General features: G+C 46.4%; 18 protein-coding genes and 1 pseudogene. 9 read left to right on the top strand and 10 right to left on the bottom strand.

All coding sequences use genetic code 11. From position 1 onward, the window contains the following. The first annotated feature begins 86 nt into the window (after window positions 1-86). Both HGH47_RS09205 and fusA read left to right on the top strand, forming a co-directional pair. Window positions 87-3,065, top strand: coding sequence for a ligand-binding sensor domain-containing protein (locus HGH47_RS09205; protein WP_432911946.1), 2,979 nt, complete (start codon window positions 87-89; stop codon window positions 3,063-3,065). 17 nt (window positions 3,066-3,082) lie between these two features. Continuing rightward, window positions 3,083-5,146: an elongation factor G gene (fusA, locus tag HGH47_RS09210; RefSeq protein ID WP_212565985.1), complete on the top strand. Its 2,064-nt coding sequence runs from the start codon at window positions 3,083-3,085 to the stop codon at window positions 5,144-5,146. Window positions 5,147-5,227: 81 nt separating this feature from the next. Here the strand turns inward: fusA and HGH47_RS09215 are convergent, their stop codons facing one another. The 5 genes from HGH47_RS09215 to HGH47_RS09235 form a co-directional block, all read right to left on the bottom strand. Next, on the bottom strand, window positions 5,228-6,307 hold the full coding sequence (locus HGH47_RS09215) for a 6-phosphofructokinase (RefSeq protein ID WP_432911949.1): 1,080 nt from the start codon (window positions 6,305-6,307) through the stop codon (window positions 5,228-5,230). A gap of 304 nt (window positions 6,308-6,611) precedes the next feature. Beyond that, window positions 6,612-8,354 carry an ABC transporter permease subunit gene (locus tag HGH47_RS09220; protein WP_432911952.1) on the bottom strand — a complete coding sequence of 581 codons (1,743 nt, stop codon included), beginning with the start codon at window positions 8,352-8,354 and terminating at the stop codon, window positions 6,612-6,614. Window positions 8,355-8,454: 100 nt separating this feature from the next. Beyond that, window positions 8,455-9,948 (bottom strand): sugar ABC transporter ATP-binding protein, encoded by a 1,494-nt coding sequence (locus HGH47_RS09225; RefSeq protein WP_432911955.1) that lies wholly within the window; start codon window positions 9,946-9,948, stop codon window positions 8,455-8,457. Window positions 9,949-10,432: 484 nt separating this feature from the next. Next, complete coding sequence (locus tag HGH47_RS09230) at window positions 10,433-11,644, bottom strand: substrate-binding domain-containing protein (RefSeq protein WP_212565989.1); 1,212 nt, start codon at window positions 11,642-11,644, stop codon at window positions 10,433-10,435. Between the two features lie 761 nt (window positions 11,645-12,405). Beyond that, a complete protein-coding gene (locus HGH47_RS09235; RefSeq protein WP_212565990.1) occupies window positions 12,406-12,621 on the bottom strand; it encodes a hypothetical protein in 216 nt (71 codons plus the stop codon). A gap of 109 nt (window positions 12,622-12,730) precedes the next feature. Here HGH47_RS09235 and HGH47_RS09240 point away from each other — a divergent pair, with 109 nt between their 5' ends. After that, a complete protein-coding gene (locus HGH47_RS09240) occupies window positions 12,731-13,024 on the top strand; it encodes a hypothetical protein (protein WP_212565991.1) in 294 nt (97 codons plus the stop codon). After that, entirely contained in the window at window positions 12,960-15,137 is a 2,178-nt protein-coding gene (recG, locus tag HGH47_RS09245) for an ATP-dependent DNA helicase RecG (protein WP_432911960.1), read from the top strand. The genes HGH47_RS09240 and recG overlap by 65 nt, the downstream gene beginning before the upstream one ends. 220 nt (window positions 15,138-15,357) lie before the next feature. Here recG and HGH47_RS09250 read toward each other — a convergent pair whose 3' ends face one another. The 3 genes and pseudogenes from HGH47_RS09250 to HGH47_RS09260 all read right to left on the bottom strand — a co-directional run bounded on the left by HGH47_RS09250 (window position 15,358) and on the right by HGH47_RS09260 (window position 17,447). After that, a complete protein-coding gene (locus HGH47_RS09250; protein WP_432911963.1) occupies window positions 15,358-15,531 on the bottom strand; it encodes a hypothetical protein in 174 nt (57 codons plus the stop codon). Window positions 15,532-15,580: 49 nt separating this feature from the next. Beyond that, window positions 15,581-16,687 carry a redox-regulated ATPase YchF gene (gene ychF, locus HGH47_RS09255; RefSeq protein ID WP_212565993.1) on the bottom strand — a complete coding sequence of 369 codons (1,107 nt, stop codon included), beginning with the start codon at window positions 16,685-16,687 and terminating at the stop codon, window positions 15,581-15,583. Window positions 16,688-16,800: 113 nt separating this feature from the next. After that, window positions 16,801-17,447, bottom strand: a pseudogene (locus HGH47_RS09260) (DUF4143 domain-containing protein). A 141-nt stretch (window positions 17,448-17,588) separates the two neighbouring features. Between HGH47_RS09260 and HGH47_RS09265 the strand changes: the two are divergent. Genes HGH47_RS09265 through rlmN form a run of 3 tightly spaced genes read left to right on the top strand, consistent with a single transcriptional unit; the run spans window position 17,589 to window position 20,137 of the window. After that, window positions 17,589-17,921, top strand: coding sequence for a hypothetical protein (locus HGH47_RS09265; protein ID WP_016522184.1), 333 nt, complete (start codon window positions 17,589-17,591; stop codon window positions 17,919-17,921). Continuing rightward, window positions 17,914-19,080, top strand: coding sequence for a tetratricopeptide repeat protein (locus HGH47_RS09270; RefSeq protein WP_212565995.1), 1,167 nt, complete (start codon window positions 17,914-17,916; stop codon window positions 19,078-19,080). The genes HGH47_RS09265 and HGH47_RS09270 overlap by 8 nt, the downstream gene beginning before the upstream one ends. A 58-nt stretch (window positions 19,081-19,138) precedes the next feature. Continuing rightward, on the top strand, window positions 19,139-20,137 hold the full coding sequence (rlmN, locus tag HGH47_RS09275; protein ID WP_212566517.1) for a 23S rRNA (adenine(2503)-C(2))-methyltransferase RlmN: 999 nt from the start codon (window positions 19,139-19,141) through the stop codon (window positions 20,135-20,137). Window positions 20,138-20,250: 113 nt separating this feature from the next. Here rlmN and HGH47_RS09280 read toward each other — a convergent pair whose 3' ends face one another. Then, window positions 20,251-21,348, bottom strand: coding sequence for an OmpL47-type beta-barrel domain-containing protein (locus tag HGH47_RS09280; RefSeq protein WP_230974562.1), 1,098 nt, complete (start codon window positions 21,346-21,348; stop codon window positions 20,251-20,253). Window positions 21,349-21,392: 44 nt separating this feature from the next. Continuing rightward, window positions 21,393-21,914 (bottom strand): OmpA family protein, encoded by a 522-nt coding sequence (locus tag HGH47_RS09285; RefSeq protein ID WP_253676191.1) that lies wholly within the window; start codon window positions 21,912-21,914, stop codon window positions 21,393-21,395. Window positions 21,915-22,312: 398 nt separating this feature from the next. Between HGH47_RS09285 and HGH47_RS09290 the strand changes: the two genes are divergently transcribed. Both HGH47_RS09290 and HGH47_RS09295 read left to right on the top strand, forming a co-directional pair. Continuing rightward, window positions 22,313-23,131 carry an SDR family NAD(P)-dependent oxidoreductase gene (locus tag HGH47_RS09290; protein WP_212565997.1) on the top strand — a complete coding sequence of 273 codons (819 nt, stop codon included), beginning with the start codon at window positions 22,313-22,315 and terminating at the stop codon, window positions 23,129-23,131. 112 nt (window positions 23,132-23,243) lie between these two features. Continuing rightward, window positions 23,244-23,738 carry a flavodoxin domain-containing protein gene (locus HGH47_RS09295; RefSeq protein ID WP_432911971.1) on the top strand — a complete coding sequence of 165 codons (495 nt, stop codon included), beginning with the start codon at window positions 23,244-23,246 and terminating at the stop codon, window positions 23,736-23,738. Window positions 23,739-23,753 lie beyond the last annotated feature (15 nt).

The raw sequence follows: 23,753 nt of genomic DNA on the forward strand, positions 1-23,753 counted from the left end.
ATCTCATGTTAGGATTGTTCCTCTGTAAAAGGAGCGTGCGAGTAGGCGTGAAATATTTTATTACATTCGTTAGCATACTTTTTTTAATGGCCGGCTTAGTATTTTGTACGGACTTGGCGCCGCTTTCATTTTATACCGAACCGGCTTTATTCCCCTTTAATGCAGTTGTCGGTGTTGCAGAAGACAGTCAAGATTGTCTGTATTTTGCTACCCGTTCGGGACTCATTAAGTATAACGGAATTACTTGCGAAAAATACGAACACCTTCCCTTTGACAATACCACTATGCGCTCAAGTCAAATTCAAACCATTTATATGGATACTGATGATGTACTTTGGCTTGGTACATACAGCGGATTAGAGCGTTTCGATACCAAAAGCGGAATACTCAAACATTTTCCTGTCAGCGATGATGTCATTACAGCGATTTTTCGCGATTCAAAACGGCAGCTATGGGTAGGGACAATCAACGGATTATACTTTTGCCGCGATGGAAGTTGCAAAAACTTTATACCTTTTAATAACCATCAATATCATTCTTTTATCGGGAACAATACTATCCGATCCATCAGCGAAGACTCTCATGGTATCATCTATGCCTCAACATATAACGGAGTATGGCAATACAACGAATCGGAAGGAGCTTTTGAACCGTGTAGCTTGATACCCGAAGGGTGCCCCGGAAAAAGCGGTGTCGTGTATCACTTTATAGAAGATAGCGATGGTGTGTACTGGCTTTCCGTCTGGGGTATCGGGCTTGTCCGGATTACGCCCGGCGACAACAGCTATGAGGTATACTCGCTGCCGGATGCACGGATATATACGCTCTATAATAATTTTCTTACCGACGAATACATTGCAGTGGGGACATGGGGCGGCGGAATATACATCATCAACAAAAAAACAAAAGAAGTAACCCCATATAAAGCGAATCAAAACCCGGAGGGCTCTTTAACCAATAATGTCGTATATTCATTCTTTATAAATAAATATAACATGCTGTTTGTCGGAACGGCGGATGCACTCAATATAGCGGATTTAAACCGCCTTTCGGGTGATATTGCAGTACCGCTCCATGCCGAATCTTACGCAAGCAAAAAAAAATTATTGCATCTTGATGATAGTATTGCTTGTTTAACCGCCAGTAATAACTATCTCTGGGCAGCCTCCAATAATATTCTCGTTCGATATAGTTTTTATCAGTGGGAAGCGGAAGAGTTCCCGTTCATAGTAGGCAAAAATCAAGTGAACGGCGCACTCATTTATTCTATCAGTGCCACCAGCGATACGGAAGCATGGGTCGGTACCAACAAAGGTCTGTTTTTCTTTGATTCAACCACTGCTTCATTTACGCCTATTTCATTATATAATAACCGGATATCCGATGCTTCAAGTTTTTTGATACGGTCTATCTATCAAGATTCAGATAATACCCTCTGGATAGGCACGTATGGCGCAGGGCTTATCCATTTTTCTCCCGAAAACGGTATTCTAGCACAGTACCGTCATTCCGATGCCCCGCGTTCGTTAAGTAATGACATTATCTTTTTTATCAACCGAGACAGTCGCGGTACGTTGTGGATCGGTACAAACAAAGGTCTATGCCGGTACGTCCCCGAAACACAGGATTTTATTTCGTATTTATATGATGTAAATAAACCGACCGGTATTTCCGCCAACCGTGTCGATTCTTTTTGTGAAGATTCAAAGGGATATCTATGGTTCGGTACAAACGATGGCGGTATTTGCCGGTTTGACCCAAAAACAGAACTTTTCCGTACCTATACAAAGGATATCGGACTCTCCTCCAATCAGATTATCGGTATAACCGATGCAGATGACGACTTTTTATGGATAGCGGGACTCAAATATTTAAATTTATTCGATACAGCCCATCAAACAGCCCAAGCGTATAATATCACGAACATACACCAATACGGTTATTTTTCTTGCCCCCCCATCGCTTTAAAAAATAAGGGGATGTTTTTCTTTGGTACCGATAAAGGCATATTAAAAATCTCTCAAGCAAAACTCTATGCATCCCGTCTCCAATTTATACCTATTAAGATACGGGGACTTACGGTAGACGGACAGTCGGTTAATCTCTATACAAAAAAGCAGCCGTTCATATTTGATTACAAAACAAATGATATTAAAATTTCATTTGCTGCACCCTATTCTTCCCGACGCAAGAAACCGGTCTACGCCTATAAATTAGTCGGCTTTGATAAAGACTGGATTGTTGCATCCGATCGAAATTATGTACAATATACACATCTGCCCCCCGGATCGTATACGTTTTTAGTAAAAAATGCGGCAGAGGATCGGAGTGTCGTACAAGACAGAGTCTCGTTCACCATACGACAAAGTTTTCTCATCTCACCCGTTATGATTTGGTTCTATATAGTAATTATAGCCATTATTATCTTCTTGGCTTACAAGATTCATAAGCTATATTGGCTGCAGCGGTATGCAGACCTGCTTGAGGAAAAACAGCTGGTATTGATTCAAGACAACTTTACCCTTAAAGAGCTTTCCTTGCTCGACCACTTAACCGGCATTGGGAACCGCCGGTATATCGATATGATCGGCTTAAAGATATGGCAAATGGCGGTAGAGCATAATGTTTCGATAGCGGTTATGATGTTTGATATCGACTTGTTTAAAAATTATAACGACTGCTTCGGTCATCAGGCAGGCGATGAACTGTTGCGTTTAATCGGAACGGATTTAAAGAAGCGCATCCGGACGGAAACAGACTTAATCGGTCGATACGGTGGCGAAGAATTTTTGATTGTGTTGTATAACTTGCTTCCCGAAAAGGCAATGCATATTGCGGAAGGAATCCGAAAAACAGTGGAAACGATGCATGAGCGGCATGCCAAAGAAATGGTAGGGCAAACGACCATCAGTATCGGAGTTTTTGCGGGGGAACCTACCGAAAAAGACACTTTTGAACAAATGATCCATAAAGCGGACTGTGCACTCTATCGTGCAAAACAGACGGGAAGAAATAAAGTTGTATTTTATGACACAACGATGGATCAAATAACCGACTGTCACTGATTAAAAAGGAGCAGCACGTGCTTAACACTATGCGAAATATCGGCATCATGGCGCATATCGATGCCGGAAAAACAACAACAACCGAACGTATTCTTTTTTATACCGGAAAAATTCACCGTATTGGAGAAATTGATGACGGAGCTGCGGCAATGGATTGGATGCAGCAAGAACAAGACAGGGGTATCACCATTCAGAGCGCTGCAACGACAACCTATTGGCGTGATCATCAAATCAACATTATCGACACGCCCGGGCACGTTGACTTTACCGCTGAGGTAGAGCGCTCGCTGCGTGTGCTCGACGGCGCGGTTGCCGTACTCTGTGCAGTAGGTTGGGTGCAACCGCAGACGGAAACAGTGTGGCGGCAGGCGGATCATTACAATGTACCGCGCATCTGTTTTGTGAACAAGATGGACAGAATCGGCGCCGATTTTTTTGCGGCGATGGAAGATGTTAAAGAGAAATTCGGCTGCACGGTAATGCCGCTTGAAATTCCTATCGGCAGTGCGGAAAGTTTTGAAGGTGTTATCGACCTGATTACAATGGAAGAAATCCGCTGGGATGCGGAAACGGAAGGGGAAAAATTTACCCGCAGCCCGCTTTCCGCCCAATACCGTGCGGAGGCGGAAAAATACCGCGAAAAAATGCTGGATGTTGTTTCCGCCTATTCCGATACGGTAACGGAGTTGATGCTTGAAGGAGAACCCATTCCGGCAGAACTTATCAAAAAAGAAATCCGTACCGCGGTACTTAAACGGCAGTATATTCCGTTTTTATGCGGAGCTTCGCGGCGCAATATCGGTATTCAGCCGCTCATCGACGCAATCGTAGACTATCTTCCGGCACCCGATGAAGTTGCGCCTGCCGAGGGGATTCAGCTGAAAAAAGGAACGCCTGTTTCCGTTCCCTGCAAAAGCGATGGCGTGCCGCTCGGCTTGGTCTTTAAGATTCAGTATGACCGGGAAGCGGGCGCACTTTGCTATGTTCGCATGTATTCGGGAAAAATAAAGGCAGGCGATCAGGTATATAATGTCGGCAAAAAAAAGCGTGAGCGGATCGGCCGTATCCTGCGGATGCACTCCAATAAATCCGAACCGATGGACAGTGTGGAAGCGGGCGATATTGCCGTATTTGTCGGGCTCAAATTAGCACAAACGGGCGACACGCTCGGCAGCGAGGGGATGCCGATACTCCTTGAATCTATGCAGTTCCCCGAACCGGTTATCTCCGTAGCTATCGAGCCGAAAAGCCTTTCGGAAAGCGATAAACTCAAAGAAACGCTCGCGATTCTATCACGGGAGGATCCTACTTTTATAAGCCGTGAGGATGCGGAAACGGGACAGCTGATTATCTCCGGTATGGGGGAGCTACACTTGGACGTTCTTACAACCCGTATGCTGCAGGACTTTAAGGTGGAAGCCCGTATCGGTAAGCCGCAGGTAACCTATCGCGAGTCCATTACTCAAACGGCGGAACATACCGAGCGATTCAGCAAGGTACTTGCCGGTAAAGAACAGACAGCACAGCTTACGCTCCGTGTAGAACCGCTTGAACGAGGTTCGGGAAACAGCTTTAAGAACACGGTTAAGGTTTCGACGGGCGGCACTCCGCAGGCGCATTCCCTGCCTGAAGATATTATCGAGGCGGTGGAGCACGCGATTCGCGGCGCCTTTAATTCGGGGATTCAATACGGCTATCCGTGCGTAGACATCGGCGTAACCCTCATCGATGCCGAATACGACGAGCTGACTGCGACAACCTTTGCGTTTGAAGCCGCCGCTGCGATGGGTTTTGATGAGGCGTGCCGAAAAGCCGCCCCCGAACTGCTTGAGCCGGTAATGAATGTCGATATTCTCTGTCCTAAGGAATTTGTTGGAGATGCGATGAGCCAGATGACGCAGCGCGGCGGCATAGTACTCGGTATGGATTCAAAGCCGAATATCGATGTTGTTCATGCACAAGCGCCGATGGCAAAACTCTTCGGCTTTTCCACCGATTTACGCTCCGTTACGCAGGGCCGAGCCTCTTTTACGATGAGCTTTAGCCATTTTGAAATTAAAAAAGGCTGTCTCGGCGGTTAATCGCATAGCCGACGAGCCGTTGACGGGTAAAACGGTGTGCGCTTTCCACCTGTCATTAGGTTAGAAAGCTGCGCCGGTCGGTTAACCGGCAAAACAGGTGCCGACATCCCACGCAGCGCGAATCATCGGGTGATCTTCCGGTACTTTTTTGACCTTATCGGCGACCTTACTGAGCGGTACGGCAGTGATACCCCCCTGTTGCAGAGCTGTCATAACGCCGTACCGTTCCTCGGCGGCAAACTCAGCCGCAACGGCGCCAAAGCGTGTTGCCAATATGCGGTCATAGCCTGAAGGAGTACCACCTCTCTGCAAATAACCGAGCACCGTAACCCGCGCATCGGCGCCGGTAGCCGCTTCTATCTCCCCTGCAACCCGATATCCGATCGAACCGACCATAGATTTGCGCGATTCCTTTAACGCTTTTTTGTTCATATCCTTTTCGTTAAACGATACGGCGCCTTCGGCAACTGCCACAACTGAAAAATTTTTTCCTTTTTTACGGCGTTCCAGTAAGTGCTCGGCTATGGCTTCAATCCGGTATGGTATTTCCGGAATGATAATGACATCACTACCCCCGGCAATACCCGCGTAGAGTGCAAGCCATCCCGCCTTATGCCCCATAATTTCTATCACCATAATTCGGTTATGACTTGCCGCTGTCGTATGCAGCCGGTCGATCGCATCCGTTGCAATATCAAGCGCGGTGTGAAATCCGAAGCTCATATCATTATGCACAATATCATTGTCGATGGTTTTAGGAATACCGATGATGTTTAAGCCTTCGTTTACGAGCATATCGGCAGTAGTCTGCGACCCATTGCCGCCGAGAACGGCAAGGCAGTCTAACCGTAAGTCTTTGTAATTTTTTTTGATACAATCCACCGCCCCGCTGCCGTCCGCATTACGCCAGCCGCGGTCTTTAAACGGTTTTTCACGGGAAGCCCCCAAAATAGTCCCCCCGCGCGCGAGGATGCCGGAAAGATCTTGCTCCGTTAATATGTGGTACTTGTTTTCGATGAGGCCGCGGTACCCTTGCTCAATACCGACCACTTCCATTCCGTAACGGTTCATCGCTGTTCGAGCTAAAGCCCTGATAGCAGCGTTTAATCCGGGAGCGTCTCCCCCCGATGTTAAAATGCCGAGGCGTTTATGTGCAGTCATATAAAAAGAATACCCTGCTTTCCCTGCTTATGCAAGCGAAAAAACACCGATAGTAATAGCCATAAAAAACAGCAGATATTAGAAAAAAGATGATGTGTTTATCTTCCTTTCGCACGAAATTTTAGGAAAATTTCGTGCACTTTTATTTCAAAAAAAGGGAAATCGTACCAGACAAATAAAGCAAGAACGCAGAATAATGAGGCTGTGAGACCATTTGAACCGCGAAGAGGTTCAACTCTGGTTGAACAGCCTCATTATTCTGCGGGAATATCAATATAAGCGTCTGGTACGATTTCCCTGTGTTTTACTTCTTCTTCAAATACTTCACGCTGTCGAGGGCGACGGCGGCGATGATGATAAAGCCTTTAAACACGAACTGTAAGTTGGTGTCGATGCCGAGGAAGGTTAAGCAGTACGTTAAACCGGTAAAGATGATAACGCCGAGCACCGCGCCTTCCAGCTTGCCGATACCGCCGTTAAACGAAATACCGCCGACTACGCAGGCTGCGATTGCGTCCAGCTCATACCCCTGACCGGTACCTGCGCTCGCATTCGCTTTAAACGCCTCGAAGAAGGCGCCGAAACCGTAGAAAATCCCCGCCATAATAAACACGCTCATCGTTACCTTGAATACGCTGATACCGCTCACGCTGGCGGCTTCGGCATTACCGCCGACCGCGTACATATTCTTGCCGAGTACGGTTTTATTCCAGATAAACCACGCAATCGCGATGGCGATAACCGCAGGGATAATCAGTTTGGGGAAGGTTACCAATTCGCCGCCCACAACGCCAAGCTCCCACCGGCCGCCGAAAAAGTCCTTAATACCGGCATCGATGGAACCGACCGGCGTACCGCTCGTCCCGAAGAATAAAAGACCGTAGATAATCAGCTGCGTCGCGAGCGTCGAAATAAAGGGATGAATTTTCAGCCATGCCGAAAAGAAGCCCGCAAAGGCGCTGAATATCACACAGAAAATGATGGAAATTCCGAGGGAAAGCACTACCCGTATCGGCATCGCCAGCGCGGTAAAATCCCACGGCCCCATACCGAAGAACGTTACGATGTTCGTTCCCGGATGGAGAATTAAACCGGTAACAACCGCGCCCATCGCGACCATGCGCCCGACGCTCAAGTCCGTACCGGCCAGCAAAATAATTCCCGCAACGCCCAGCGCGTAGAACATACGCACCGAAGATTGTTCCAAAATCGTCAGGATATTTGCAAGGCTCAAGAGATTCCCGCTGCCCGACAGCGGCGCAACGATAATACACACCACAAAGAAGATTACAATCGCAATGTACAATCCGTTTGCCAAAAAGAACTGCGCGGGAGTAAACTTATAGGCGTAATCCTTTAAGCCGAGTTTAAAGTCCTCGGAAAAATCGGTTTTACTGTTGCGCAGATGGATATTTTTCTGTACCCGATCGACATAGACTTGATGCTTTGCATTTTTGCACTTCCACAATGCCGTCTGATACTGATTTTTCGCATCGAAAAGCGCGGACTTAAACGCATTGTTCGCAGCGGTCAATTCCTGCTGCGCTTCCCGCCGTTCTTCCTCGGAGTTTTTCCCCGCAAAAGCGGCGGTAATTTCCTGCTTCTTTTTCTCCGCCGCTTCCGTAATGCTTTGCACCTTCTCCGCGTATTCCTGCTTATACCGCGCCGCCTTTGCATTTTCATTCTTTTTTACTTCCTGCTCAAAAGCATCGGAAAGCGCATTCACCCGCTGTATCGCCTTATGCGTCAGCTCTTTTTCTTCATCTTTATACCGCGCCGCAACGGTCTTAGCCTCTTCAATTTGCTTGCGATAGGTTGCAATCCGGGTGTTTTTTTCCTCGGCGCTTATCAATTTATTTTTGCGTACGGCGGCAATCTCCTGCGTCAGTGCGGAAACCTTGTTCACTCCGTTTTCGCGCAACGCATCAAGCCGTTCCGTATACTCGGCAAGAACGGCATCTTCGTCCAAGAGCTTTGCCGTATCCGCCTGCGCAATTTGTTCCTGCGAGAACGTGTACTGTGTGCTATGTTCAGGTGTATCTTTCATTCTATCCTCCGGTAAATATCCGTGTTCAATCGTATTCAATAGTAGGTGGTTCTAAAAATCCAATCTGAGTTTTTAGAATTACCTCGTTATAGGCTATACATCATAAGTACCGAGCGGAAAGCCGCAGCAACGCTTCCTGATCGGTGGTAGCGGTATCGACAATACCGGCAAGGCGGTAGTTCGACATAACGGCAATGCGATTCGTAATGCCTAAAATTTCCGGCATCTCACTCGAAACAACGATAATCGTTTTTCCCGCTTTCGCCATATTGATGATAAGCTGATAAATTTCGTACTTCGCCCCGACGTCGATACCGCGGGTCGGTTCATCCAGCAAAAGGATGTCGGGCTGGCGTTCAAGCCATTTGCCGATAATCACCTTCTGCTGATTCCCTCCGCTCAACGCGCTAATCAGCTCATCCGCAGAAACACACTTTGTGTGCATCGTCTTTATTTCACGGTCGGCAGCCTCCTGCATTTTGCGGTTTGACAGCACACCGAATGTTTTATAAGTTTCAATGTTCGCAATAACGGTATTAAATTTAATGGACGCTTTGGCGAACATCCCGTTGAACTTCCGCTCCTCGGTTACCAGCGCAAAGTTATAGTCCATTGCCTCTTTCGCATTGGAAAAATGAAGCTTCTTACCGTCCAAGAGCATCTCGCCTGATGCAATAGTGCGAAGGCCGAAGATACTTTCCAAAAGCTCGCTCCGTCCCGCGCCAACCAACCCATACAGCCCGAAAATTTCTCCCTTTTTTACCGTAAAAGAAATATCCTTTAGCTGAGGTTCATAGCGGGTCGTAATATTCCGCACCTCAAAATAATCCTCCCCAACTTCATTATCCACATCGGGGAAGCGCTTTTCCAATGAACGCCCGACCATCGCCGAGATCAATTCATTCATATTCGTATCATTGATATTTTTTGCCAGCGTCAGCCGTCCGTCGCGCAGTACCGCCACCTCGCTGCATATCTGAAAAATCTCATCCATTTTATGAGAGATATATACAAACGATACGCCCTTCTTGCTTAACGACCGTACAATAGAAAACAGTTTAATAACTTCCGGTTCCGTCAAAGAAGACGTCGGCTCATCCAGCACGATAACCTTCGCGTTATACGAAACAGCCTTCGCAATCTCTACCATCTGCCGCTGCGAAACGGACATCGTACGCATAATCGTGCGTGCATTCACATTCATTTTAAGAGACGCAAACAGCGCATCCGCATCCTTTTGCATCTTCACTTCATTCACCGCGCCGAACCGGACAGGATACCTTCCTAAAAAGAGGTTATCCATCACAGTACGGTCAAGGCATTGGTTCAGCTCCTGATGCACCATCGCCACACCGTTTTCCAGCGCATCCTTGGGAGACTTAAAATCGATCAATTTATTCTCAAGGAAAAAGCGTCCTTCGTCCTTCGCATAAATCCCGAACAGACACTTCATCATCGTCGATTTTCCGGCGCCGTTTTCTCCCATCAGTCCGACAACCGCCCCTCTTTTCACCGTCAAACTGATATTTTCCAACACCTTGTTTTTAGCAAAAGACTTTGAAAGATTTTTAATTTCAAGTACCGTGTCTTCCATAGCTATTCCTTACATGGTTTTTTTCAGTTTCGGAGCGCAAAGCCCCCAGTGCAGTACATTCAACAACTTTTTTCTTCTATATATTTATTAATCTTTACTATTATTTTGGGCGTTCCCTGCTTCAAACGGCAAACGAGGTCTGCCGTTTGAAGCAGGTCGGGCTATTCGCTTGTATCTTTTTAGCGCTTCTGCAAAATCCCGCAGCGCTTCTCCTCGCGTCGAAGGCTGCCGTTGCAATACACCGGCGCTAAAAAGGATACCGCTTCTATCCCTACCGCTGTCCAGATTTTGACATCCATGTCAAAATCTGGACGACAAGTTTTACCATTCGGCAAAAACATCGCTTTTCTGACAGGATGTCAGTGGTTCTATACAGAATCGAGTTTTTCATCAGAAAAACTCGAAGTTCAGAAATGAACACGGACGTTCATTTCTGAACGATGGCATCCGTGCCGCTACTGACAGGATGTCAGGAGTTTCCTATTTAATACTTCAGCTTGCCGGTGTAGTCTGCGCCGGAGTTGGTCTTTACCATATTGACTGCGAATGCGTCAAAGTTGTTCAGGTTGGTAAAGCGATCCAAGCAGCTGGACTCGTTTTGTCCGTCGCCCTGTACGATTGTCAGATCGATGTTCAAAAGCGGAGCGTAGTATTTCAGTGCCGGAACATACGAAGAAGAAAGGAAGTTATCGGCAGAGTTGTAGATTGTCAACAATACCTTTTTCTTATCGGCCTGTGTCTGCTTGATGCCCGTGTCGCGGCTGCCGCCGGAGTAGTTCTGCCAGTTTTCGGCATTTACGCCTGAGTTTTCCGCCATAACGGCTTTTACGTCTGCCCAGTACTGTACGGGCGCAGTGATCTTATTACCGTATTTGTCGGCAACGGAGATACCCTTGGTGTATACGTCCTCTCCTGTTAAACCGTCGAGCAAGTTGCGTAATACTTGCAGTGTCGCAGTTGCCTGTGCGTCTACGTTCTGAGAAACGGTTCCCGAAAGTTTGCCGTTTCCGATTGCTTCGATCGCGTCTGCGTTTGCATCATAACCGAAAATCGGAACGCCTGCCGGATAGTTTGAAGCCTGTAAACAGCCCATTGCCATACCGTCGTTGTTGGAAACAACCATGTCGATCTGATCTGCAAATTTGGTTGCCCAGCCGCCCATTGCTTCGGTTGCGGCGTTTGCATTCCATGTGGAACCGTCGGTTCCGGTCATTGCTTTTCCTTCAAGCTCTACGACTTTTAAGGTCTTTCCTGCGATGGTGATTGAACCTTCCTGAACTGCTCCCGGATCGGTGGAACCTGCCCATGTGCCGAGCGCTCGCCTGATACCTTCGGTTCTCGCCTTGGAATCGTTATGCCCGACGTCGCCGATGCACAGTACATAGCCTAACACGCCGTCGCCATTGCGGTCGATCGAAGCGTCAGCCTTGGCAAGGAACTCCACAATCAACGCCCCCTGAACGGCTCCCCCGCCTGCAGCGTCAAAACCGACATAGTAGGTCTTGTCGTTCCAGTTCATCGTCGTCATATCGATTTCACCGGTTGTCGGATCGGACGGCTGCCGGTTAAAGAATACGAGCGGCTTATCCTTGTTGAGCGTTGCGGTGCTTTTTTCTCCGCAGCTTGCAAGAACCAAAAGGCTGCATGCCAGTACAGCCAATACAACTTTGTGAGATACTTTTGAAACATAGTTCATAGATATCTGCCTCCTCAAAATAAGTCGGTATTTAACTTTAACTGTGCTCTTTGAGCGGTAGAAGTTAAATATCCGTACGACTGCATATTATACTATATAAGTGTAAAATTTTCAAAACCTTTTTTTTGAAAATAGGCGGGCATCTGCGTTGTCGCTTAACAAAAAACAGTCCTCGACGTACAAAAAGTACGCCTGCGGGTGTTTTTTGTACGCTCCTAGCATCTGCTCCACCTATTTTCAAAAAAGCTAACAGTGAAAGGCTTTTCAGAACCGACAAGGACGTCGGTGGTTCCATACAGAAGCGAGTTTGCTTGCAAACTCGTAGCCCACGAATGTACACGGATGTACATTCGTGGGCGAGGCATCTACGGCGTTGCTGCGCAAAAATAAATGCTCGACGTACAAAAAGTACGTCTCCGCTTTATTTTTGCTCGCGCCTTGTAGTTTTAGAACGGACACGGATGTCCGTGAAATTAAGCAGCAGCGAGTTTGCCCCGCAAACTCGACGTTGAACAGTGTACACGGAAGGACACTGTTCAACAGCGCCATGGATGGCGGTGGTTCCAAGCAGAATCGAGTTCGCACTGCGAACTCGCAGCTAAAGAATGAACACCGACGTTCATTCTTTAGCGTGCCTGCGGTTAATTTGTACTCGCGCCTTGTAGTTTTAGAACGGACACGGATGTCCGTGGTTATAAGCAGCAGCGATGTTTTTGCACAGCAAAAACTCGTCGTCAGAACGCCCAAGGACGGGCGGGATATTAATCAGAAGCGAGTTTTGTATAAAACTCGTCTTTTCCCGACATACACGGAAGTATGTCGGGAAAAAGTGTACACGGATGTACACTTCCGGACAGGCTATTTGCAAAAAAGCTAATGGTAAAAGGCTTTTCAGAACCGACAAGGACGTCGGTGGTTCCATACAGAAGCGAGTTTGCTTGCAAACTCGTAGCCCACGAATGCACAATGACGGACATTTCTGAACGATGGCATCCCTGCCGCTTCTGAAGATCCTCAACATATCAAAAGTACAAAAAAAGCGGCGGGGCTCTGGATGGTGAAATTACCCTTGTTGATGATGCAGCTGTGTACAAAAATATGTCAGGTAATGAAACAGGCTACGGTTTTTATCGTTTTATCGCTGTTAAACCGAAAAAACTGGTGATTGCTTCGAACGGAGCATGGGGTAAGGACGGACTCATTTCATCGCCTTCGGTGCTTAATAATAAAGATGCGGTCTTTGAATGTGATTTGTCGGACATGATACTCTCGAAACATCTCGCCGTAAGGCTTTTTCTTGTGGTATACTGCCATTATGCTGATTGGAGAAATTCAAACGCCTGTGTCAAATCTGTATGGGGCGGGAAAAACAACTGTTGAACAGCTGAGCCGGCTGGGGGTCTCGACGGTCGGTGATCTACTACGGCTCTGGCCGCGCACATGGGAAGACCGCAGCAGGTATAATACGCTCAGCGAATGGAATGCGTTTCATAAATTGAATGTTCCGGTAACGGTTATGGATCAGCAATGGTTCGGCTACGGGCGTATGAAAACGCTCAAGTTGATTGTCTGCGATTCGGAAGGCACCCGCGGCGAGTTGGCGTGCTTTAACCGGCCTTTTTTAGAAAAATCGTTTCCGGAAGGTACAAAGGCGCTGGTCTACGGAAGTTTTTCCGTTAAATACGGGGCTATCCAATCGAGTTCTTTCGATATAGAAAAATATGATACGGCGGAGCGCCGTATTTTGCCGGTATATCCGCTGACGCAGGGGCTTACCCAGACAAAACTGCGTAAACTCATCGATCAGGCGCTTAACTCGTATGCGCGGGGAATCGATTCCGAGCTTCCCGCCGACGTATTGAACAAATACGGCTACCCCGATAAAAGAACCGTGCTGTTTGCAATGCACCGCCCCGCTTCTATGCAGGAGGCGGAAAATGCCCGCACCGCGCTCATCTTTGAAGAGTTCTTCCTGTACGAGGCGGCTGTCGGTATGCGCGCACTCGAACGGCGCGGTATGCTGCCGCGTACGACGGGGGCAAAAGGGCAGGGGAGCGGCTTCCCTGCCCAGACGGCAAAGGGAGACAGTCAAGCGGTGCCGGAAGCTCATACCGGCGGTGATGGATGCGCCGGAGAGGAAACAGGCGGCCAATCGGCGACGGATACGCTCCAGTACCAGTACGCATACAGCCCGCTGCAAAAGGAGCTGCTTTCACGCCTGCCGTTTACGCTTACTGCAGACCAGCAAGCCGTTACCGCAGAGATTAACGCCGACCTCGATGGAACGGCGCCCGCCGCCCGCCTTATTCAGGGAGATGTCGGTTCCGGTAAGACATTGGTTGCATTTTTAGCCTGCTTAAAAGTGATAGAGGGCGGCGGACAGGCGGCGCTGATGGCGCCGACTGAGCTGCTGGCACGGCAGCATGCCGATAACGCAGCAAAGCTCTTGGAACCGCTCGGCGTACGGCTCGCTTTTTTAACCGGTAACCTCAAGGCGGCGGGACGCTCTCAGCTTTTGCAGCAGCTCGCCTCCGGTAATATCGACCTCATCATCGGTACGCACGCCCTTTTTTCCGCACAAACACTGTATAAAAACCTGCGTATGGTTGTCATCGACGAACAACATCGCTTCGGGGTACTCCAGCGTTCTGCAATTATCCAAAAGGGCATCGACAGCGGAAAAAAGGCTCCGCATTTTTTGATGATGAGTGCGACGCCTATTCCGCGGACACTTGCGCTGTCGATGTTCGGCGACCTCGATATTTCCGTCATCAAAACGATGCCTCCCGGGCGTAAGCCGGTGATTACCTATGTTGCTCCCGAGAGCAAGGCCGAAAAAGTGTATTATTTTATCGGGCAGGATATCCTTGCCGGAAAGCAAGCCTATTTTGTGTATCCGATTATCGAAGATTCGGATACACTCAGCCTAAAATCGGCGGAAGATATGTTCGCGGAGCTGACACGGGATTTCCCCCATCACCGGCTTGCGCTCCTGCATTCCAAGGTGCCGGAGGACGAAGCGCGGGCTATCATGCAGGAGTTTCGCTCAGGTACTATTCATATCCTCGTGGCTACTAGTGTTATTGAAGTCGGTGTCGATGTGCCGAACGCAACTTGTATGGTTATCGAACACGCCGACCGCTTCGGCCTTTCGGCGTTGCATCAGTTGCGGGGCAGAATCGGGCGAGGCAGCGAGCAATCCTATTGTTTTTTACTCTATGGAAAAAATATTACCGAAACCGGCATGGCGCGGCTCAAGGTGATGGCAAGCACGACTGACGGGTTTGTTATTGCGGAGGAAGATTTGAAGCTGCGGGGGCCGGGGGATATCGGCGGCGTTGAGCAGTCCGGCTATTGCGGTTTTGAGCTTGCCGATCCTATCCGCGACTTTGCGCTATTGGAAAAAGCCCGCATCGCCGCCTTCGAAATGCTTGCCGCACAGCGCGTTCAGCGAAGTACATGGACGTACTTCGCTGAACGAGCGACGCAGTAGATGATGTCCTCTCCGTAAGCCTTTTGAAAAGATGTGGCGTAGATCCGAGGCGCGAGAAAAAATTAACCGCAGGCATGTTGAAAAGCGTACTTCCGTGTACGCTTTTCAACGACAAGTTTTTCTAGCGAAAAACTTGCTGCTGCATGGAACCACGGACATCCTCGCCCAAGAATATACATCCGTGTATATTCTTGGGCTGCAAGTTTGCGGGGCAAACTTGTTACTGCGTAGTGCCACCGACATCCGTGTCGGAAATGATACGTTGAGGATTAATTTTTTCGCAGCAACGGCATATCGGAAAACATACTTTCCGTAAGCCTTTTGAAATAGACGATGCAGATGCTAGGAGCTTAGGAGAAATAAAGCGGAGACGTACTGATTGTACGTTGAGCATTTATTTCTCCGTAGCGACACCGCAGATGCGCCGTATATTTCAAAAGGTGCTAGACGTTGAATTTGAAGAACATTATATCCCCATCCTGCACGACGTATTCTTTGCCTTCTTGGCGGTAGCGGCCGGCTTCTTTGATTTTTTGTTCAGAGCCGTATTTAAGGAAGTCGTCAAAACTGTAAACTTCCGCTTTAATGAAGCCTCGCTCAAAATCGGTGTGGATAACGCCGGCTGCCTTGGGGGCGGTATCTCCTGCGTGGATAGTCCATGCGCGGCATTCGTCTTTTCCGGCGGTAAAGAAGGTACGCAGTCCGATTAAATGATACGCTGCGTGAGCAAGAACCGATAAGCCCGAAACCTTGAGCCCGATCTCTTCCAAAAAGGCGGTGCGTTCTTCCGCATCGTCGATATCGGCAAGCTCCGCTTCAAACTTTCCGCAGATAACAACGGTTTCGGCTCCTTCTTGCGCGGCGATTTTTTTAACCGTTTCGATATAAGCATTGCCATTCTTTATTCCGTCTTCATCGACGTTACAAACATACAGCTGCGGCTTCATGGTGATCAGGTGCGTGTCGTACATCACGGCTCGCTCTTCATCGGTCAAATCGGCATTGCGGGCGCCCTTTCCGTCTTGCAGCAACGGCTTGATTTTTGCAATAGCGCTCATCGCAATCGCCGCCTCTTTCTGCATATCTTTACCCATACGGGTTGCCTTATCCGCCCGTTCCGCCCGCTTTTCCAGCGAGGCAAGGTCGGCAAGTGCGAGTTCAATATTGATAGTTTCGATATCCGAGGCGGGATCAACTTTGTTATTTACGTGAACGATGTCGGGATTGTCAAAGCAGCGCACGACATGCGCAATAACTCCTACCTCACGGATATGAGAAAGAAACTGATTGCCGAGCCCTTCACCCTTTGAAGCGCCTTTTACGAGTCCTGCAATATCGACAAACTCGACGGCAGCGGGGATGGTCTTTTTCGGTTCAAAAAATTGCGATAGCTTTGCGAGCCGTTCATCAGGCAGATCGACGATACCGACATTCGGGTTAATGGTACAGAACGGATAGTTTGCCGCCTCCGCAGGGGCACGGGTCAATGCAGAAAAGATGGTCGACTTGCCGACATTCGGCAGTCCGACAATACCGCAGTTTATAGCCATAGGGGAACCTCTTTAATCGATTATATCACATAGAAAGACAGCTAAAATTCCTGTGATCTCACTTCATTTTATCTTATCGGATTGTATACCGAAGCGGGCGAAAAGTCAAAGGATCAGATAAATTCGAGCCATTTTTTGATTACCGGCAAATCGTACGAAGGCACATCTTTCAAAATACCCTGATCAACAAAATCGGTCAAAGAAAATTTGAATGCAATTTCAGGATGATAGGTATCTCTATACAGCTTAAAACTTTTAGCATGGTGATTAATTCCCGCCTTTACTTCGACAGGAATAACATGATCGTCATTCTGAAAAATAAAATCAACTTCTGCAGTGCCGTCTTTCGCCGACCAATAATACGGTGCTATTTCAAACTCACTTATCAATTGCTGGCACACAAATTGCTCGGTAAGGGTTCCCTTAAATTCCGTGAAGAGTCTATTTCCTTCAAGTAAAATCTTTGCACTTAAACCTGTCATACTGCAAAACAAACCTGTGTCTACAATAAAAATTTTGAACGTTCCATATCTTCATACGCTTTCAACGGAATTCCCTGCTTGTTTATGCGGTGCACTTTAAGCAAAAGCCCCGCATTTTTGAGCCAGTTGATAGCGCTTTCGTATTCACGGACTCTGGCACTTTCTTTTACAACAGAATAAAGAAATTTCTTGTTTTCTTTTGCAAGCTGACTTGGAACGGATGCCCATGAGAATGAGCTGTTCTGAGGAACTCCTTTTTCGGTTAGATTTAACGTGATTCAATGCGGGGGCTTGTCATAAATGTATCTATTTTATAAAATGGGAGTGTCAGTATTAAATAAAAAAATGGGAGTGTCAGTATTAAATAAATAGTTCTGTTTTTTCAGAAAAGTTTATGAATTTATTAAAGACGAAGTAAAATGGGATCGGATAATAAGCATTTTATTAAAGTAACTGAAAACGCACTCACTCCTCTCAGTTCTGAACAAAAGGTAGTATTAAATCGGCGCGGTAACCAGCTCTTTAACGAAGGCTTTATAAACGAAGCTCAACGTATTTTTATTACTACCGGCTATTCGGATGGTCTTACAAGAGTAGGCGATTATTATGCTGCAAAAAATAATACGTTAGAAGCGCTTCGTATGTATTGTCTTGCAAAAAATAAACGCAAATCGGAACCGATCATTGATTCGCTTGTTCGGCTTATTAGAGTGTTAATAGATACTGAACCAAAAGGAGTAGAAAATGTTTGAAAGTATTGAAAATGGTTATTCCGAGCAGACCGACTCGTTATTTCCTGCGTCATTAGATTCCGCTCAAGAACTTCATCATGCAGAAGGAACCGATGAGCTTACAAGACTTTCACGTGAGGGTTATCTTTTCTTGAAAGCAAATGAAATTGATCGGGCAGAAACTGAATTTAAAAAAATGTTAGAGCTTGATGAAAATAATAATTATGCTCTTGTCGGACTTGGGGACGCCGCTCGAAAACGGAATAAATGTAAAGAGGCTGCAGAATATTACAGCGAATGTTTACGGCACCATCCGGGGAATAATTATGCGTTGTTCGGGCTGGCGGATTGCTATAAGAATATGAATTTATATGCAAAGGCCATAGAGATTTGGGAACAATATTTGGAACATGATAATGCAAATATTACCGTCTTTACCCGCGTTGCCGATGCATATCGCAAGATACACGATTTTCAAAATTCAAAAAAGCTTTATTTAAAAGTGCTTGAGATCGAGGAGAATAACCCGTATGCACTTATCGGTTTGGGACATCTGCATTACGATTTTAAGAAGTATCGCGAAGCACTTGTTTATTGGCAAAAGATTTTTGATCAAAATCCTGACAATGTCGATATCCGTATCTTAACATCGATTGGAAATTGTTACCGAAAGATGAAGCAATTTGACCATGGCGTTTATTATTTTGAAAAAGCCCTTGAAAAAGATCCCGATAATTTTTACGGTTTGTTCGGTCTTGCGGACTGCTACCGCGGTATGAAGCAGCAGCAGCATTCAATAAAATATTGGGAGGCTATTCTTAATAAAGATCCGAATAATAAGGTTATTCTTACTCGTATGGGTGATGCATACCGGCATATCGGTGATTATGAAAAAGCCGAACATATTTATCAACGTGCACTTGATATCGATTACGATTCCTATGCAATACTCGGTCTTGCAATTCTGTGTAAGATTCAGGGGAAATACGATGAGGCGATAACCAGCTTAACGCATTTGATGCAGGCAGACCGGAAAAATTACCGTATTTATCTTGAGCTTGCAGACTGTTATATTCATACAAACGAGAAAGCAAAAGCGATTGAAGTGCTGCAAGCGTTCCAACAGTACGGCATCAAAAACCAAGCGGTAAGCGATACCCTTTTTTCATTACAAAATTAAGGCGTATTGATTGGAACAAAGCGACAACAACGTTGCAGAAAAAAACGCCCTTTCAGGAATGCTGCCGGAAGAAATTGCTGCGGTATGCAATTTACCGCAACGGTTTCAGTCTATGCAGATTTTCCAATGGATTGCACACGGGTGTTCATCTTTTAAAGAAATGACAAATCTCCCGCTTAAGGAGCGGGAACGGCTTGCCGGTGAATATACGCCGCGCAATACCGTATGCGAAACCGTACTGAAGGATCCTGACGGTACGGTAAAGCTCGGAATCGGCTTGCATGACGGCAGCAGTATAGAAACCGTGCTGTTGTTTGACAAAGCCATGCGGAGAACTGCCTGTGTTTCCTGTCAGGTCGGTTGCCCGATGGGCTGTACTTTCTGCCAAACAGGACAGCTCGGCTGTTTGCGTAATCTTGCTCCCAACGAAATTGTAGAGCAATTTTTACATCTGGAAAACATCTGCGGTAAGCTTGATAATATCGTGTTTATGGGTATGGGTGAACCGTTGTTGAACCTCGATAGTATCGCGAAAACCATTGCCGTTCTCACTCACCCTAAAGGCAGAAATCTTTCGCATCGACGGATAACGCTTTCTACATCCGGTATTTGCAAAGGTATTTATGAACTTGCGAACAGGCAGCTTGATATTCGCCTTGCTGTTTCGCTGACTACTGCGGATGAAGACTTGCGGACAATTTTGATGCCTGTTACAAAGGCTAATCCGCTCAGCGAATTAAAAAAGGCAATCCGCTATTTTAATGATAAAACCGATAAGCGGGTAACCCTAGAGCTTGCACTGCTCAAAGACGTCAATACCTCCTATAAGGCAGCGCAACAAGTGTGCGCTTTTGCCAAAGGTCTCAATGTGCATATCAATCTTATCCCGTGGAATCCAGTGCAGCAATTACCGTATAGCACCCCTTCGGATTCCGAAATACGGTCTTTTTATCAGCATTTAACGGCGGAAAACTTAAATGTAACGATTCGGCAAAAACGCGGAAGAACAATCGGAGGCGCTTGCGGGCAATTAGGGAAAAAGGGAAGCGCCAAATAATGCATAAAAAAGCGCCGACTAATCATTGAGATTAGCCGACGCTCCAATCAACTAAAGGTTTAACTGCAACAGCAAAATACCGTGCACCTTATTAAAACTTTAGCGTACCCGATTTATTGACCGTTTGCAGGAGCTTCCTCGGCAGAAACGGTTGCATTTTCAGCAGGAGTGGTTGCATCCTCAGCAGGAACATTCCATGTTGCAGGTTCGTTTCCATCTCTGTCGATAATCTCTACATCGGATGCAGGAGTAATCTTGTCTACATAGAATTTGTAGGAGACAGGCTCCGATACATTACCGACGTTATCGATTGCTTTTACATCGATATTGTAAACAGTGTCGGAAGAAAACTGAAGCGGCTCAATATATTTGACATAATCGGCATCATTAATTTTGACATACAGAGCGTCAACACCGGAAAGTTCGTCAGTTGCACCAAACGCAACCGATTCCTTTGTAGAAACGATAATGCGTCCTTCTTCATCAACAACATCGTCGCTCGGGAAAATCATGTATGCATCATCTTTATTGATAAGCCGGTCGCTGTTCTCAATGAAAACGGTAGGCGCCGTTGTATCAACAACAACAGAGACTACTTCAAGCGGAGCCAAGTTACCGACATTATCGACAGCCGTGTAATATATCTTTGCAGGACCTTCTTCGCTTACAGAATAATAAGCATCTTCATCTTCTTTTCCATTACCATGGAGCGTTAAAGCATCTAAATCCGTGCCGATATAGGCTCCGGCAGTTCCGGAACCGGTTAAATCGTCGTTCGCCGAAATGTACCATTTTGTTTCTGCAGAACAGTAAGCAGTCAAGCCCTTGTAAAATAACGGTTCAGTTGTATTCAGCTCGGTTTTGGGCGCTGTGTTATCAACAATGATGGAAATGGTTTTTGCAACTTCAAGGTTTCTGCTGTTATCGAAACCGCGATATGAGATATCGTGCTTACCTTCTTCCAAAATCTGGAAAGGATTGTGATATGTCATAAAGTTTGCACCGTCCAATGAGAATTCAACAAAGTCGAGACCCGTTTCTTTATCTGCCGAATTGAGCTTAAAGAATACATCGCTGTTGACAAAATGCTTATCATCGTTGCGGTATTGCATTGCCGCGCGTTGATAATCAGGGGTCATTGTTTCAGGCACTTGTGCCCAAACTGAGAAGCAAAGAGCCGCAAAAGCAGCGGCAAAGAGTGATTTCTTCATAAATCTTACCTCCAAAACTATAAAAGATGACTTAGGCATCTTTTTTAATAATAAATTTCGACTCTGCGGTTGTGTTTCCGTTCGGAAATTTCCGTGTGAGATCCTGCAGGGTGCTCAGCCCCTTCCGCCGATATGGTCATATTACCTGCTTTAAAGGCGCCGGTTCCTTCAAAATACCGTGCAACAGCAAGCGCACGTTGTAACGACAGTCTTTCTTCTTCTTTTGTGCTGTCTAATTTTGCACAATGTCCGATGATTTTTATCTGTGTTACATCCTTCGCTTTCAACAGCTCGGCAATACTGTCCAACTTATGCGCGGTAAACGTATCAATCCTATACATCTTCGGAGCAAAATAAACCGTTGTTTCGTTACCGGTATTATTTTTCTCGCTTTGCTGCGGTTCCGGTGCTTTTTCCGGTTCGGCAGGTTTTTCTTCCGCAGGAGCGGTTTTAACCGGTTGCTGCTTTACAACGGGTTTTTCTTCCTTCGGTTGCTGAGGCTGTGTGGCGCATCCCATCAGAATTGCCGCGATTAGCAACAGAAGAATACCTTTTAGCTTGCTCAAATTTTGACCTCCTTAAAATACACGATGTTTGCGGTACGCAAGCTCGCAGTGTTTTTAAGCGGTACTATCCGTGCCGCTTAAAATAAACCTTCTTTTTAGATTCACTAATACCGTTTCTATTTTAAATTGACGTTTTTTATTGAGATTCAAAGAATATCGGCCGATACTCTTGCCAAGGGATATGTTGTTATAGCGAAATACTCTCCTATCCGCTATTAAGCTTTCTATAAAACCGGTGCTCCTACACCGTAGCTGTCATACTATCATCATCATCATTTTTGTCAAGCCTCTTTACAGCCTCTTTATAGCAAAAGCTGTTCCTCTATGCAGATTTTTTGTGTATTATTTTTGTGTATTATTATTGTACAGAAAACCCGATAATGCGAGGCACTACGAATATGGAATATAAAAAAGAGGTAAAAAAGATTGCAGTGGTAACGGGAGGAACAAGCGGAATCGGCTTTGAAACGGTAAAAGCGTTGAGAGATAGAGACTATCGCGTGTATACCGTCAGCAGACGGATGCTTGATGTTCAAACACCTGAAGGTGAAGGTCATTTTTCAGCGGATGTGACGGATGAATATGCACTGACCAAGGTCTTTGCCGAGGTATGGGAACGGGAAGCTCGATTGGATGTCTGCGTTTGCGCTGCCGGCTTCGGTATTTCGGGGGCTGTTGAGTTTACGAAGCTTGAAGATGCAAAAAAACAACTGGAAGTAAATTTTTTCGGCGCTTTTTTAACGATGAAGATAGCTGCTTCATACATGAGGAAGCAAGGCTTCGGAAAGATTCTTGCGGTGAGTTCGGTCGCAGGAGAAATTGCTATTCCCTTTCAGGCTTTTTATTCCGCTTCCAAAGCAGCGCTTGGAAAATTATTGGAGGCATTTGCCGCGGAAATCTTTCCGTTTGGTATACAGTGTGCGCTTATTATGCCGGGAGATGTTGCGACTCCGTTTACGGATGTTCGTAACAAGTCGAATGCCGGTAATGATGTGTATTTCGGGAGAATTACAAAGAGTATTTCAAAAATGGAGCATGATGAACGGCACGGCATACCGGCTGAAAAGCTCGGTTCTTTTATTGCTTCGTTAGCGGATAAAAAGCGGATTGGCTTCTTTTATCCCTATAACGCTTCCTATGCTCTGTTGATAAGTCTGTATCGCTTACTGCCTCGTAGTTTAGCCCTCTTTATCGTTCGAAAACTCTATGCCTGCTGATAAAAAAATAAGAATTATTCTTGATTTTTCTATGGGAATGATTATATTATTACAACAATTGATGTATCAGCAATGATAAATCCATCATCAATAAGAGCAATAGGAGCTTTATATGAGCAAAACAGGAATTTTTTATGCAAGTAAAGGTGGTGTAACCGAAACTTTTGCAAAACAGATTGCAGAAAAACTGGGAGCCGATGTACACAATATGAAAGACACAACCGTAGATGCGATAGCAGGGTATCAGAACGTGGTGCTGATGTCTTCCAGCTATTTCTTCGGCGCCTTAATGGAAGACTGGGGCGGTAAAGTAAAGCTGCTGCACACCGTTGATTTTTCCGGCAAAAATGTAGCGATCGTCGGCGTCGGAAGCCAAGAGCGCCACCCCGACAGCTTCTGCTCCGGCGCAGCAGACTTCTATGATAAGCTCCGCTTTAGCGGCGCCCGCTTTGTCGGTGATGTATGCCCCTGCGGATATGAATTTAAGTTCTCCCGCATGGAAAGAGGCGGCAGAATGCTCGGTCTGTGCTTGGACAAGGGCGATGCTAAAGTTGCCGAAAAGATTGATGAATGGGTAAAAGCCGTTCAACCGGTATTCGCAAAATAACTTTTGTTTGGGAAC

Origin of the sequence: Treponema sp. OMZ 805 (assembly GCF_050937395.1) — a bacterium.
GTDB lineage: Bacteria > Spirochaetota > Spirochaetia > Treponematales > Treponemataceae > Treponema.